Origin of the sequence: Leptospira wolbachii serovar Codice str. CDC (assembly GCF_000332515.2) — a bacterium.
Classification (GTDB): domain Bacteria; phylum Spirochaetota; class Leptospiria; order Leptospirales; family Leptospiraceae; genus Leptospira_A; species Leptospira_A wolbachii.
Genome location: NZ_AOGZ02000008.1, coordinates 218,078 through 232,089, shown reverse-complemented (window position 1 = coordinate 232,089; position 14,012 = coordinate 218,078). Strand labels below are relative to the sequence as shown.

Sequence of the window (14,012 nt, the reverse complement as noted above, 5' to 3'; positions counted from 1 at the left end):
TCTAGAGAACCTCCGGAGCGAGAGATATAATTTTCATGTATTTTTTATCGCGAAGTTCACGGGCAACAGGTCCGAAGATCCTGGTTCCTTTTGGATTCCCTTTGTCATCAATGATGGCAACAGCATTGTCATCGAAACGAATGTAAGTTCCGTCTGGACGACGAACTTCTTTTTTCGTTCTTACAACAACTGCTCTTTGAACCGCTTTGTTATGCACTTTTTTACCCTGCCCGTCACGAAGACCGTATGCAGGTTGTGCTTCCTTAACAGCGACGATTATTTCGTCACCAAGCGTTGCGTAGCGTTTTTTGGAACCGCCAAGCACTTTTACGCACATGACTTTTTTCACACCCGAGTTATCGGCTACTTGTAAAATAGTTTCTTGTTGAATCATACTAATTTAGCCTTCTCAATTACCTTTACAAGTTTATGGTGTTTCTGTTTAGAAAGTGGTCTTGTTTCCACAGCGATGACTCGATCACCAACTTGACACTCGTTCTTCTCATCGTGAACTTTCACGCGTGAAGTACGGGTCATAATTTTCTTAAACCGTGGGTGCACTTTTCTTGTGATGATTTCGATCACTACGGTTTTTTCCATAGCATCGCTCACTACTACACCCTGAATGGTTAAAGACTTTTTAGAGTTTTTATCTTCCATAACCTACTTCTTCTTACCTTTGCTAGTTTTGGCAGCTTTGGGAGCTGAACCAGCTTTTGGTGCGATTTGTTTGAGTTTGCCTTTTGCTGTTAGTTCCTTCTCACGAAGGACAGTCAATGCTTGGGCAATTCTCTTCTTATGATTTCGGATTAGTTTAGGGTTCTCAAGAGATCTTGTAACACCAAACTGGAATCTTGCTTTTCTTACTTCTTCGGAAGAGGAGAGAATTTCTTTCTTTAAATCTTCTGGAGAAAGTGACTTAAAATCGTCTTTCATAGAACGTTCCTCTTAACAAATGAAGTTTCTACTGGCAGTTTGAAGGCTGCCAAATGAAGAGCTTTTCTTGCTGTTTCTTCATCAATACCCGCCATTTCAAAAAGAACGCGGCCCGGGCGAATCTCTGCAATCCAGAATTCCGGGTTACCTTTACCTTTACCCATACGAGTTTCGGCAGGTTTTTTAGTGATAGGAAGATGAGGGAAGATACGGATCCACAATTTCCCACCTCGTTTTACTTGGCGGTTGATAGTAATCCTTGCAGCTTCGATTTGTCGCGCTGTGATACGACCGGAAGAAATAGCTTTTAAACCATATTCTCCGAACGCAACGTAAGAACCTCTTTCGTCCTTACCTTTCAAGCGCCCTCTTTGGCGTTTTCTAAATTTTACTCGTTTAGGTGCTAACATTATCGTATCTCTTTAGTACTTCTTAACTCGTTCTACGTTTTACAGCGTATTTGTCTTCGTCGGTCTCTTCCTTATTGGTCGGGAAGTAGTCACCTGTATAAGTCCATACCTTCACACCGATCTGACCGAAAGTCGTGAGGGCTTCTTTGAATCCAAAGTCGATTTTGGCACGGAGAGTATGAAGAGGAACTCGTCCTTCCATATACTTTTCAGTTCTTGCCATATCCGCTCCGTTCAAACGTCCGGAGATTTGGATTTTTACACCTTCCACTCCACCGCGCATCGCACGACGAAGTTCCGCTTTCATCACTCGACGAAATGGCATCCTTTGTTCGATTTGAAGAGCTACCGTTTCTGCAATTGCTTGCGCAATGATTTCCGGTTTCTTCACTTCGATGATGTTCATTCCAATCGGCTTATCAGCGAGTTTTTTAAGCTCTTGTTTAACCGCTTCGATGTTTTGGCCTTTTTGACCAATCACCATACCTGGTTTAGAAGTATGGAGGTTCACGTTGATTTTCTCAGGAAATCTTTCGATTACGATCTTAACAACGGATGCGTTTTTGAATTTCTTCTGAAGGAACCTACGGATCTTGATATCTTCGTGAAGATTTTTAATGTAATCTTGTTTGGAATACCAAATTGAATCCCAATTACGTGTGATTCCGATTCGTAGCCCGATTGGATTTACTTTCTGACCCATAGTTTAAACTGCCTTCTTTTCGATTTCAGATACTACAACGGTGATGTGGCTAAGGCGTTTACGGATCCTAGAAGCACGACCGCGCGCTCTTGGACGGAAACGTTTCATAATAGGGCCGTCATCCACATAGATTTTTTTCACGTATAGTGAACTTGGATCCAAACTTTCGTTCATTTGGACGGCGTTCGCCACTGCCGAGTTCAAAAGGTTGATGATCATTGAACTTGCTGCTTTATTTGTAAAACGCAAGATATCAATGGCTTCCTTGTAATCGTATCCACGAACTTCATCTGCAACCAGGCGAGCTTTTCTGGCAGAAATTCTGAGGTGTTTTCCTACTGCTTTTGCTTCCATCTCTCTACCTATTTCTTCGCAACTTTTTTGTCTCCACCATGGCCTTTGAAGGTTCTAGTGGGAGCAAATTCACCGAGTTTGTGACCGATCATGTTTTCGTTAACATAAACAGGAACAAACGCTTTGCCATTATGAATCATTACGGTGTGACCGATCATGTCTGGATAAATGGTACTTCTTCTGGACCAAGACTTGAAGGGAGTTTTTTTCCCTTCAGAGTTTAACTTGGTTATTTTTTTCATGAGGTGGTCGTCAATGAACGGACCTTTTTTTAAGCTTCTAGCCATGATTATCTAGATCCTACCTATTCCTGTTTTTCTTACGTCTTTGGACGATAAAACGGTCAGACGGTCTCGTCTTACGTGTTTTAAATCCCTTCGTAGGTTTACCCCAAGGAGTCACTGGATGGCGACCTCCGGAAGTTCTACCTTCACCACCACCGAGTGGGTGGTCCACAGGGTTCATAACGACCCCTCTAACTTTCGGTCTTTTACCTAACCAACGGTTACGACCCGCTTTACCAATGATGACCAAGTTATGGTCTTTATTAGAAAGCTCTCCGATAGTTGCTAAGCACTCTTTACGAACCTTACGGATTTCCGAAGAAGGAAGTTTAAGAGATACATAGTCACCATCTTTTGCGGAGATCACAGCAAAAGATCCTGCTGTGCGAGCGATTTGACCGCCTTTTCCGATATGTAGTTCAATGTTGTGAACGTTTGTTCCTGCAGGGATTTTATCTAAAGGAAGTGTGTTTCCTAGTTTGATCTCAGCAGCGGGACCTGATTCAATTTTGTCCCCCACTTTCAGTCCGTTAGGAGCTAAAATGTAACGATATTCACCATCAGCATAACAAATAAGTGCGATAAACGCAGAACGGTTTGGATCATATTCGATTGTTTTCACAGTCGCAGGAATCCCAAATTTATTACGTTTGAAATCGATGATCCGGAACTTTCTTTTGTTACGTCCACCTTTCCGTCTAACAGCAATTCGCCCCTTATTGTCCCGACCAGCTTTGTAAGATACATTTGCTGTTAGAGGTTTATAAGGCACCACTTCTGTGATTTCTTTGAAATCTAAAACCGAGTAAAAGCGGCTAGATTGCGTAGTGGGTTTAAGTTTTCTAATTCCCATAATTAAACCTTAGCAAAATCCAAATTTGCTCCGTCAGCAAACGTCACTACAGCTTTTTTGTAGTGAGGTCTTGGGGACGGCATGTTTCTAAAACGTTTCATTTTCCCACGGTAAACTGCGACGTTTACAGCAGTAGGAACTACGTTATACATTTGTTTCAGAGCCTGTTTGATCAAAGTTTTGTTCGCATCCGGGTGGACTTTGAACGTATACTTCACAGTTCTTTTTCCCATACGTTCTCCAATTGTTTGAAGGTCTTGTGACTTTTCAGTAACAACTGGTGATAAGATTACATTCTCTAGGTTCACTGTCTTATCCTTTCTTAGAATACTGTGCCTGAAGCTCTTTCAAAGCGCTTTCAGAGATTACTAAATTGTTATTATAGAGGATGTCTCGGCAAACGACTCGTTTGCTGTTCACATATTTGAGGTTCTCTATATTGCGAGTGGATTTTTTGAGGAATTGGTTTTCACCAGCTACCACAATACCCACGTTACCCTTCTCTGCGATTTCCATGTTCTTCAAAATGTTGTAGATGGATTTCGTGGAGTAAGAAGAAGGTTCTACGTCTTCTATGATCGCGATTCTGTTTTCTTCTGCCTTTTTGTTAAGGATGGAGAGAACAGCCTTTTTCTTTACGCTGCGTGACAAGTTAGAGGAATAATCTCTTGGTTTTGGTCCATGAATGATACCACCACCAACGAAATGAGGTGCTCTGATGGAACCTTGTCGTGCGCGACCAGTTCCTTTTTGAGCCCAAGGTTTGATTCCCCCACCGCGAACTTCAGAACGATCCTTAGTAGAATGTGTTCCTTGTCTATTGTTCGCATTTTCAGCTTTTACCGCATCATAGATGGCTCCAAGCGAAATGCCGGTAGCAAAAAGTTCTGCCGGAAGTTCAACTTCGCTTACGAATACGCCTTCTTTATTGTATTTACGCGCTTTCATGTTCTACCTATCTATCTATCCGATTTTTTCTATCGTAACGATACCGCGTTCTCTTCCTGGAACCGGACCGGATACAAAAACCAAATTGGAATCTGCATCAATTTTTACTACTTTCAAGTTACGAACGGTGCTCTGTTCAGAACCCATTCTTCCACCCATCTTCAAACCCTTGAACACACGTCCAGGAGTTGTGTTGGAACCAATAGAACCAGGGTGTCTTTGAAACCTAGAACCGTGTCCTGCAGGTCCACCAGCAAATCCATGGCGTTTTACAACACCTTGAGTTCCCTTACCCTTGGAAGTTCCGGTTACTTTCACCGTGTCGTTCAAAGCAAATACATCAGCCAGTTTTACTTCTGCGCCAACCGCTACGTCTTCAAAACCTTTGAATTCAATCAGAGTTTTTTTCGGAGCAGCAATGTTTGCTTTTTTTATGTGTCCAACTTCGGCCTTCGTCATGTGTTTTTCCTTGGCATCACCAAATGCTAGTTGAACGGCTTCATAACCGTCGTTCGCAGATGTTTTTACCTGGGACACAAAACAAGGACCCACGCGTAAAACGGTTACAGTAACCATCTTACCTTCGTTATTGAATATGTGGGCCATGCCCAATTTTTCGCCGATTAAACCTTTAGCCATGGATCCTATCCTTAGGATTTAATATCTACGGAAACTCCAGCAGGGAGTTGAAGCTTCATCAGGGCTTCTACCGTATCTTCATTCGTATTTAAAATATCGATGAGTCTCTTGTGAGTTCTCATTTCAAATTGTTCTCTAGCTTTTTTATTCACGTGCGGAGAACGTAATACCGTGTAGATTTCTTTTTTCGTTGGAAGCGGGATTGGACCGGAGACAGTAGCCCCGGTCCTCTTCGCAGTCGCAACGATCTTAAAGGTTGATTGGTCAATCAACCGATGATCGAAAGCTTTTAACTTAACGCGAATTCTTTGTCCAGCCATTGTATTACTCGACGATCTCCGCAACAACACCAGAACCAATCGTTCTTCCACCCTCACGGATAGCGAACTTCAAACCTTGGTCCATAGCGATCGGGTGGATAAGTTCGATAGACATCGTAACGTTATCTCCCGGCATAACCATCTCCATTCCACCAGGAAGGTTACAAACACCAGTGATGTCTGTAGTTCTGAAATAGAATTGAGGACGGTAGTTGTTAAAGAATGGAGTATGACGTCCACCTTCGTCTTTAGTAAGAACGTAAACTTCCGCTTTAAATTTTCTGTGTGGAGTGATAGTTCCTGGTTTCGCAAGAACTTGACCTCTTTCGATGTCTTCTTTTTTAGTTCCGCGAAGAAGAGCACCAATGTTGTCTCCAGCTTCTGCTTGATCGAGTAGTTTACGGAACATTTCAATACCAGTAACAACTGATTTTGTAGTATCACGAATACCAACAATCTCGATCTCATCGTTGATCTTAAGAACACCTTGCTCAACACGACCAGTTGCAACAGTTCCACGACCAGTGATTGAGAATACGTCCTCAACTGGCATTAGGAAAGGTTTATCAACGATACGTGTAGGGTTTGGAACGTAAGTATCAACTGCTTCCATTAGTTTAATAATGGATTTCATACCTAGGTCAGAATCTTCACCTTCAAGTGCTTTTAATGCAGAACCGGAGATGAAAGGTGTTTTATCACCAGGGAAGTTGTATTTGTTAAGAAGGTCTTTGATTTCCTCTTTAACCATCTCCACCATATCGTCTCTTTCATCAGCAGCAAGCATGTCCGCTTTGTTTAGGTAAACCACGATGTAAGGAACCCCTACTTGGCGAGCAAGAAGGATGTGTTCTTTAGTTTGTGGCATAGCACCGTCAGTTGCAGATACTACGAGAATCGCAGCGTCCATCTGAGCAGCACCAGTAATCATGTTTTTAACATAGTCCGCGTGTCCCGGGCAATCTACGTGTGCGTAGTGACGGTTAGGAGTTTCATACTCCTGGTGAGACGTTGCAATAGTAATCCCACGAGCCTTTTCTTCGGGCGCGTTGTCGATTTGGTCGTAAGCAATCGCTTTGTTTTTTCCACCCACTAACTTGGCAAGCGTTGTTGTGATCGCTGCGGTCAGGGTTGTTTTACCGTGGTCAACGTGACCAATTGTTCCGATGTTTAAGTGTGGTTTTGAACGGTCAAATTTTTCTTTAGCCATTGTTAGAATCTACTCCTCAATCGTGGTGCAAGACCCGATCCTCGGTTCTTTACTCCTTTAAAACTGCATAAAATTCAGAGGTAAAAGCAGTCCTTTCCCAAGAAATGCCAATCCCTTTGGTCATGTTTCTAAGAGCCCCTGAAAAGCCAAGCAGGTTTTGGGCCGGTGCATTGGCTTTTAAGTGACTCTTCCCTGCCACAGCTTCCTCGATGGATACCACCTTGGCATTTCTGCGACTTAGATCAGAAAGAACTACACCTAAGTGGTCTGCGTCCACCATCACATCTACTTCCGTGAGGGGTCCGACCAAGTATGTGTTTGAAGGAAACAATTCCTTTACGCCCGCAAGTATCGCTACTTTCAATAACGTTAAAGTGGTATGCAAATCTCCTGTTGGCATCTCATAGGAGAGAATACGCAATTTGAGACCGGCAACTTCCTGACCGTAAAACCCGTGTAAGCAGGCTTCCTGAAAGGATGTTTCTATCGAATTTTTTACTTCTTCCGGAAGACTTACCTCGAAGGCAATTTGCTTCGAAAAGTCGGCAGTATCTTCCAGGACTGCGATGAGCGCGCCGCTTGACTTTTGGTCTTCAAAGGCACGATGCTCTAGGGCAACCTTATGAGACATTTTTTTTAGAAGCTCTATTTTGGCAATGTTTATCGAACTGAAATTGAGTTTTTTTTCAGTTCTCTCTCGAATTCTGCGGATTCCGATCTCTAAATGTAGCTCCCCTCTTCCCAGGAGTACCAATTGTCCGGTATCTTCCTTGTTTTGGAGTTGGTATCCTGGATCTTCCCAAACAAGCTCCTCCAAGCGACATAACCAAAACTCCTTATCTCCAGAATGTTCCGGTTCGATCACGACAGAGAAGGGACTAGGAATCCGAAGGGAGAGATTGGAATCAGCTAGCTCGTCTTTGTTGGATCGAAATCGTAAAGCCTGCCCGGGATAAGAAATTAGGCCAGAGTTCTCTTTTAACAAAACAAGTTTTCCTTGCTGCAAGGTAGAGATTGGTTCTAAGGTCTCTGGGTCCACAAACGAAAATCCGTTTTCTGAAAAGAAAGACGGAATCACAGACGGATCTCTTGTTTTTTTGGCAAGGGCGTTTAGCAGTGCGACTGTGGTATCAATGTTTGGATAGACCACGGAATACCGTCCTAACTCTTCGTCCGTCCTCCTCGAGAGAACCAAAAGGGGAATCCCTTCCTCGGGTAACGGAGATTTCGGCTCCGTCCAAAGAACAAGATCCAGAAGTTCTCGAACCCCTTCCCCCGTTTTGGCAGAACCACCATAAACTGGATAGAGTTTCGCCTCCTTCGGTCCCGTGCGCAGCCCAATCTTAGAAAAGTCAGTTTGGCCCGAAGGGTCATTCCAGGAAGATAAAACTAGTTCATCGTCCCATGCCATCAGCTCCTCTTTTACTGATTTCGGAAAGAGTTCCGATGCCCCCAGATAGTAGTCCATCTTTCCCGATTCATTTTTTTGAAAAAGACAAACCGGGGCTCCTTTTAGGATTTCTTCCAAAGAAACGAGCGTATCTAGATAGTCCTCACCAAACCGATCGAGTTTATTAATAAAGAAAACCATAGGAACCTTTGCCAACAGCAGTTCCTCGATCACAAGACGTGCTTGGGATTGTACTACGGATCCTGCTTCCAAAACTACAATGGCAGTTTCCATCGCCGGCAAAAGGTCAGTGACTTGGTTTCGAAAGTCTATATGCCCCGGAGTGTCTACAATTTGGATCTGGAATTCACCAAAGGTAGTTTTCCAAGGAATGGTATGGAAGGTAGTCCGAATGGAGATTCCCCTTTCGATTTCTTCCTGCAAACTATCGGATTCCGTGTTTCCATCTTCAATGGAACCGACGGCAGAGATTTTCCCCGCTTCGAACAAAATTCGTTCCGTGAGAGTTGTTTTCCCTGAATCGATATGGGCAAATATTCCAACAGTTCGGTAGCTCATAAGTTTGTATTACGATCACGAGAAAATAAAAAAGCCAGGTAGATCACCTGGCTTGTCAATATTTGGAATCGAATGGTAGGGATTACCAGCGGTAGTGGGAGAAAGCCTTGTTGGCATCTGCCATCTTTCTGATATCTTCTTTTTTCTTGATCGCAGATCCAGTGCCTTTTTGCGCTTCCATAAATTCTGCAGCCAATTTGTTCTTCATAGATTTTTCGTTTCTGCCACGGCTGTAACGAATGAGCCATCTGATTCCAAGAGCAAGTCGTCTTTCTGGACGAACTTCAATAGGAACTTGGTAAGTGACACCACCCACTCGGCGGGATTTTACTTCCACTTGTGGTTTCGCGTTTTCCAAAGCTTCTTGGAAAACGGCAAAAGGGTCTTGGCCAGTTTTTTTCGCAATTACTTCTAAAGCTTCGTAGAACACAGCTTCGGCGACACTTTTTTTACCATCTACCATTAGGCAGTTGATAAATTTAGAAATCACTTTGTCGTTGTATTTAGGATCGCCTTCGATGTGGCGTGGTTCAACTTTTCCTCTTCTTCTAGACATCTACTTTCTCCGATTAAGCTTTAGGACGCTTAGCGCCGTATTTAGAACGTCCTTTACGACGTTTGTCCACACCGAGTGTATCCAGTGTTCCACGAATGATATGATAACGAACCCCTGGTAAGTCTTTTACCCTTCCTCCACGGATGAGAACCACGTTGTGTTCTTGGAGGTTGTGTCCTTCCCCTGGAATGTAAGCTGTGACTTCAATTCCTGTAGTAAGGCGAACCCTTGCTACTTTACGAAGGGCAGAGTTCGGTTTTTTGGGAGTAAAGGTCATTACCCGTGTGCAAACTCCACGTCTTTGTGGGCATGCTTTTAGGGCAGGAGATTTAGTTCTTTTCTTTTGGTCTTCTCTTCCTTTACGGATGAGCTGGTTAATTGTAGGCATTCGATTCCTTCTTCTACTTCTCTGTCTTTAAAAAAATAATGACGTTTTCGTCCAAAATTCCAGATAGGGACATTTTGTAAACGAAAACATGATTTTGTCCCTAGAAACTCTCTAAAAGTAAGCTTCTAAGGACAAAAGGTTCGGATTTAATCCTCGTCTTCCTCTTCCGCATCTTCTGCTTCTTCTTCCAACTCATCTTCATCCTCGTCCTCTTCAGCGACGAGTCTTGAGAGTGTGGTAGTGGAAACAGGAGCTGCTTCGGAAAGTTCAGAAACTTCCTCTTCCTCGGTTTCAAGATCCCAATCTAAGTCTCCAGGCATTTCTTTGAAAACTTCGATATCACGGTATTTTTTCATACCAGTTCCCGCAGGGATCATGTGACCGATGATTACGTTCTCTTTGAGACCCACTAAGTTGTCTGTTTTTCCTTTGATAGCCGCGTCGGTAAGAACTTTGGTAGTTTCTTGGAACGATGCCGCTGAGAAATATGACTCCGTGTTGAGGGATGCTTTTGTGAGACCAAGAAGGACTGGAGTTCCTTGTGCCGGAGATCCCCCTTCTTTTTCCACGCGATCATTTTCTTCATCAAAGAGGAATTTATCCACTTGTTGTTGGTTCACAAAAGATGTGTCCCCACTGTCAGTGATAATCACCTTACGAAGCATTTGGCGAACCACAACTTCGATGTGTTTATCGTTGATATGAACCCCTTGCAGACGGTAAACTTCCTGAACCTCAGAGACTAAGTATTCGTGAAGTGCGTTTGGTCCTTTGATTGTTAAGATATCATGTGGGTCAAAGTTTCCTTCATCCAACTGATCTCCCCGTTTCACAAAGTCCCCTTGGCGAACACGGATTTGTTTTCCAATCGGAATTGCTACTTTTACTTTTTCGAGTTCAGTCGTTTCAGGAACAATATATAGAATTCGTTTTTCTTTAACGATTTCCCCTTTGTCTTCGATTTTACCGTCGATTTCTGCCAGTGTGCAGGCATCTTTCGGACGACGAGCTTCGAAAAGTTCATCTACCCGTGGAAGACCACCCGTGATATCTCGAGTTTTTTCAGCAATAGACGGAATTTTGAATATGACATCCCCTTCTCTTACTTTGTCTCCGTTTTGGAACTGAAGGAGTGCATCCACAGGAACGGAATATCCATCCGATCCAACGACTACTTTCGGAACTAAACGGTCTTTTTTCTGTTCAACCACTTTTAAAATGATATTGGATGTTTTTGGATCCACATCTCGACGAACGTTTTTACCGATTTCCAAATCTTCCCAAACAATGGTTCCTGCAGTTTCAGAAACGGCTACTTCGTTGTACGGGTCAAACTCAGCAAGGGCCTTGTTTTCTTCTACGATTTGGCCTTCTTCTGTGCGAAGGATGGTTCCAATTTTTACAGGAAGAACAAAATCATCCCCGAGGATACGTAGTGTAGTTCCCACAAGAGAAACAGTTCCCGCTTGGTCAGAAGTGATTCGTTGTTCTATCGATTCACCTACTTGCGCTGCGAACACTTCCCCTTTCTCCAATCGTTGGCCATCCACAATACGAACACTTGACAGTGTATCTGTATTGAATTCTTGGATGAGACGATTTACGATAATGGTTCCGCGACGAGCAAACACTTTCGCTCCATTCGCATTTGTCACCAAACGTCCATTAATGGATTTTACGAGAGATCGGTAAGGAACTTTATGTTCTTTTTCCTGAATGGTAGCAGATGCCGCACCACCCACGTGGAAAGTTCTCATTGTTAGCTGTGTTCCTGGTTGCCCAATGGACTGTGCTGCAATGGTTCCTACGGCTTCCCCAATTTCGGCAGGAACTAGGCGAGCCATGTCCATACCGTAACACTTTGTACAGATCCCGTGACGAGATCGGCAAGTGAGAGGAGATCTTACTTTGATTTTATCATAACCAAGATTTTCGATTTGTTGGCCAATCGCTCTTGTAATGAGTGTGTCTTTCGGGAAAACCACTTTTTCAGAAACTGGATCCACTAAATCTTCTGCCGTATAACGGCCGAATACGCGGTCTCCGAGGGAAACAATTACGTTCTCCCCTTCTTTTACGATTCCAAGAGTGATGTTTGCCTTAGTTCCACAATCATCTTCAGAAACAATTACGTCCTGAGAGATATCCACGAGACGACGAGTGAGGTAACCGGCATCGGCAGTTTTTAACGCCGTATCCGCAAGACCCTTTCTCGCACCATGTGTAGAGATAAAGAATTCTAGTACTCCAAGACCTTCGCGGAAGTTAGAACGAATCGCAAGTTCGATGATTTCCCCAGACGGTTTCGCCATAAGACCCCGCATCCCTGCGAGCTGGCGAATCTGTTGTTTGGAACCACGAGCTCCGGATGCTGCCATCACGAATACTGGGTTGAACCCACCTTGGTCTTTTTCCAATTCCTTAAACATCCCGTCGGTAATGCGATCATTGGTTTTGGTCCAAATCTCGATTACTTTTTTACGACGTTCTTCGTTGGTGATGATACCTTTACGATACTCCATATCCGCTTTTTCTACTTCTTTGTTGGCATCATTTACGAGACCTTCTTTTTGAGGAGAAACTCGGATGTCATCAATGGAGATGGTAGGAGCAAATACGGTCGCGTAACGGTAACCAAGTCGTTTGATTTCATCAAGCATCACAACTGTGATTCCTGGTCCAAACTTCTCGTATACGTCGGCAATGATTTTGTTTGTTTCTTTATCACCGAGGGTTCTGTTGATATAAACATAACCTTTTGGCATAACCTGGTTGAATATTAATCTTCCCGGTGTGGTTTCGATGATCTTTCCTTCATGGAGAACGGAGATTTTAGAGCGAATTTCCACGGTTTTCGTTTCAATCGCATACATTACCTCTTCGAGCCCTGTGAAGAATTTCCCTTCCCCTTTTCCGTCTTTGACTTCGGATGTGAGGTAGTAAATTCCAAGAACGATATCTTGTGTTGGTCCGCAGATCGGTTGTCCGTTGGCTGGATTCAAAATGTTATGTGGTGATAACATTAACATCCAAGTTTCAAGCTGAGCTTTGGGAGCTAGTGGAACGTGGATTGCCATTTGGTCCCCGTCGAAGTCGGCGTTAAACGCATGACATACGAGTGGGTGGAGTTTGATTGCTTTTCCTTCTACAAGGACTGGTAAAAATGCTTGGATTCCTAATCTGTGAAGAGTGGGAGCTCGGTTGAGTAGTACTGGATGTTCTTTAACAACTGTTTCCAATACATCAAAAACTTCTTTGTCTTCGGCTTCGATTTTTTTCTTCGCCGATTTGATGTTTGGTGCTAGTTCCAAATCCACAAGGCGTTTCATAATGAATGGTTTGAATAGTTCCAAAGCCATTTTTTTAGGAAGACCCATTTGGTGGTATTTGAGTTCAGGACCCACAACAATTACGGAACGACCAGAGTAATCCACCCGTTTTCCGAGTAGGTTTTGGCGGAACCGGCCTTGTTTTCCTTTGAGCATGTCGGAAATTGATTTAAGAGGTCTGTTACCCTTTCCTTTTACAGTTCGTTTGCGACGGCTGTTATCGAAAAGTGCATCCACGGCTTCCTGTAACATACGTTTTTCGTTCCGTACGATAATCTCAGGGGCTTTTAATGCAAGAAGGCGTTTCAATCGATTGTTTCTGTTGATCACACGACGATACAAATCGTTTAGGTCGGAAGTAGCAAAACGTCCCCCTTCGAGTTGAACCATCGGACGTAGTTCTGGTGGAATCACAGGAACTACATCAAGCACCATCCATTCTGGACGGTTTCCGGAATCTCGAAATGCTTCCAAAACTTCTAAGCGTTTGAAAATACGTTTGTCGGAGATTTTGTTTTTGTCTTGGATCTTTTGGCGGATCACACGAGCTTCTACGTCCACATCAATGCGTGCGAGAAGTTCTTTGATGGCGTCCCCACCGATACCTGCGATAAACTTATCGCCGTATTCATCTAAATAATTATGGTATTCATCTTCATCGATGAGTTCTCCGCGATTCCTTCCAGAATCAGCAGGATCGATGATCACATACTTCTCAAAGTAAAGAACACTTTTGAGTTGGTTGATGGTCATATCAAGAAGTAGTCCCATACGTGAAGGAACAGAACGATAATACCAAATGTGCGACACTGGAGCCGCAAGTTCAATATGGCCCATTCTTTCCCGACGAACTTTGGAGTGAGTTACCTCAACCCCGCATTTGTCGCAAACCACTCCCTTATAACGGATGGATTTGAACTTACCGCAGTAACATTCCCAATCCTTAGTGGTTCCGAAGATTTTTTCGCAGAAAAGACCATCACGCTCCGGCTTTAGGGTACGGTAGTTGATCGTTTCAGGTTTTTTAACTTCCCCAAACGACCACTCTTTGATCCGTTCCGGCGAAGCCAAACGGATCGTAATCGATTCAAAACTATTGTAATTTCTCATACT

At 43.5% G+C, this 14,012-nt stretch carries 17 protein-coding genes; all 17 read right to left on the bottom strand.

Annotated elements, in window-relative coordinates:
* Position 1 precedes the first annotated feature (1 nt).
* Positions 2-394, bottom strand: coding sequence for a 50S ribosomal protein L14 (rplN, locus tag LEP1GSC195_RS02890; protein WP_002974152.1), 393 nt, complete (start codon positions 392-394; stop codon positions 2-4).
* Entirely contained in the window at positions 391-660 is a 270-nt protein-coding gene (rpsQ, locus tag LEP1GSC195_RS02885; RefSeq protein ID WP_015679978.1) for a 30S ribosomal protein S17, read from the bottom strand. The genes rplN and rpsQ overlap by 4 nt, the downstream gene beginning before the upstream one ends.
* Before the next feature lie 3 nt (positions 661-663).
* Complete coding sequence (gene rpmC / locus LEP1GSC195_RS02880; protein ID WP_002982886.1) at positions 664-936, bottom strand: 50S ribosomal protein L29; 273 nt, start codon at positions 934-936, stop codon at positions 664-666.
* Positions 933-1,346, bottom strand: coding sequence for a 50S ribosomal protein L16 (gene rplP, locus LEP1GSC195_RS02875; protein WP_002974545.1), 414 nt, complete (start codon positions 1,344-1,346; stop codon positions 933-935). Before rplP ends, rpmC begins: the two co-directional genes overlap by 4 nt.
* Positions 1,347-1,368: 22 nt before the next feature.
* Entirely contained in the window at positions 1,369-2,049 is a 681-nt protein-coding gene (rpsC, locus tag LEP1GSC195_RS02870; RefSeq protein WP_015680059.1) for a 30S ribosomal protein S3, read from the bottom strand.
* 3 nt (positions 2,050-2,052) lie between these two features.
* A complete protein-coding gene (gene rplV, locus LEP1GSC195_RS02865) occupies positions 2,053-2,403 on the bottom strand; it encodes a 50S ribosomal protein L22 (RefSeq protein ID WP_015680094.1) in 351 nt (116 codons plus the stop codon).
* 8 nt (positions 2,404-2,411) lie between these two features.
* Entirely contained in the window at positions 2,412-2,690 is a 279-nt protein-coding gene (rpsS, locus tag LEP1GSC195_RS02860; protein WP_002974021.1) for a 30S ribosomal protein S19, read from the bottom strand.
* A gap of 13 nt (positions 2,691-2,703) precedes the next feature.
* On the bottom strand, positions 2,704-3,540 hold the full coding sequence (gene rplB / locus LEP1GSC195_RS02855; RefSeq protein ID WP_002983255.1) for a 50S ribosomal protein L2: 837 nt from the start codon (positions 3,538-3,540) through the stop codon (positions 2,704-2,706).
* A gap of 2 nt (positions 3,541-3,542) precedes the next feature.
* The gene (locus LEP1GSC195_RS02850) at positions 3,543-3,848 is read right to left on the bottom strand and encodes a 50S ribosomal protein L23 (protein WP_002973792.1); all 306 of its coding nucleotides are present in this window, start codon (positions 3,846-3,848) and stop codon (positions 3,543-3,545) included.
* 4 nt (positions 3,849-3,852) lie between these two features.
* On the bottom strand, positions 3,853-4,488 hold the full coding sequence (gene rplD, locus LEP1GSC195_RS02845; RefSeq protein ID WP_015680063.1) for a 50S ribosomal protein L4: 636 nt from the start codon (positions 4,486-4,488) through the stop codon (positions 3,853-3,855).
* Positions 4,489-4,503: 15 nt separating this feature from the next.
* Positions 4,504-5,127, bottom strand: a complete 624-nt coding sequence (rplC, locus tag LEP1GSC195_RS02840) for a 50S ribosomal protein L3 (protein WP_015679971.1) — start codon at positions 5,125-5,127, stop codon at positions 4,504-4,506.
* Positions 5,128-5,138: 11 nt separating this feature from the next.
* Entirely contained in the window at positions 5,139-5,447 is a 309-nt protein-coding gene (rpsJ, locus tag LEP1GSC195_RS02835) for a 30S ribosomal protein S10 (RefSeq protein WP_040506234.1), read from the bottom strand.
* Between the two features lie 4 nt (positions 5,448-5,451).
* On the bottom strand, positions 5,452-6,657 hold the full coding sequence (gene tuf / locus LEP1GSC195_RS02830) for an elongation factor Tu (protein ID WP_015679831.1): 1,206 nt from the start codon (positions 6,655-6,657) through the stop codon (positions 5,452-5,454).
* 49 nt (positions 6,658-6,706) lie between these two features.
* Complete coding sequence (locus LEP1GSC195_RS02825; protein WP_015680101.1) at positions 6,707-8,626, bottom strand: elongation factor G-like protein; 1,920 nt, start codon at positions 8,624-8,626, stop codon at positions 6,707-6,709.
* An 82-nt stretch (positions 8,627-8,708) separates the two neighbouring features.
* Positions 8,709-9,182 carry a 30S ribosomal protein S7 gene (rpsG, locus tag LEP1GSC195_RS02820; protein WP_002982515.1) on the bottom strand — a complete coding sequence of 158 codons (474 nt, stop codon included), beginning with the start codon at positions 9,180-9,182 and terminating at the stop codon, positions 8,709-8,711.
* 13 nt (positions 9,183-9,195) lie between these two features.
* Complete coding sequence (rpsL, locus tag LEP1GSC195_RS02815) at positions 9,196-9,570, bottom strand: 30S ribosomal protein S12 (RefSeq protein WP_002982211.1); 375 nt, start codon at positions 9,568-9,570, stop codon at positions 9,196-9,198.
* A gap of 146 nt (positions 9,571-9,716) precedes the next feature.
* The gene (gene rpoC / locus LEP1GSC195_RS02810; RefSeq protein ID WP_015679826.1) at positions 9,717-14,009 is read right to left on the bottom strand and encodes a DNA-directed RNA polymerase subunit beta'; all 4,293 of its coding nucleotides are present in this window, start codon (positions 14,007-14,009) and stop codon (positions 9,717-9,719) included.
* Positions 14,010-14,012 lie beyond the last annotated feature (3 nt).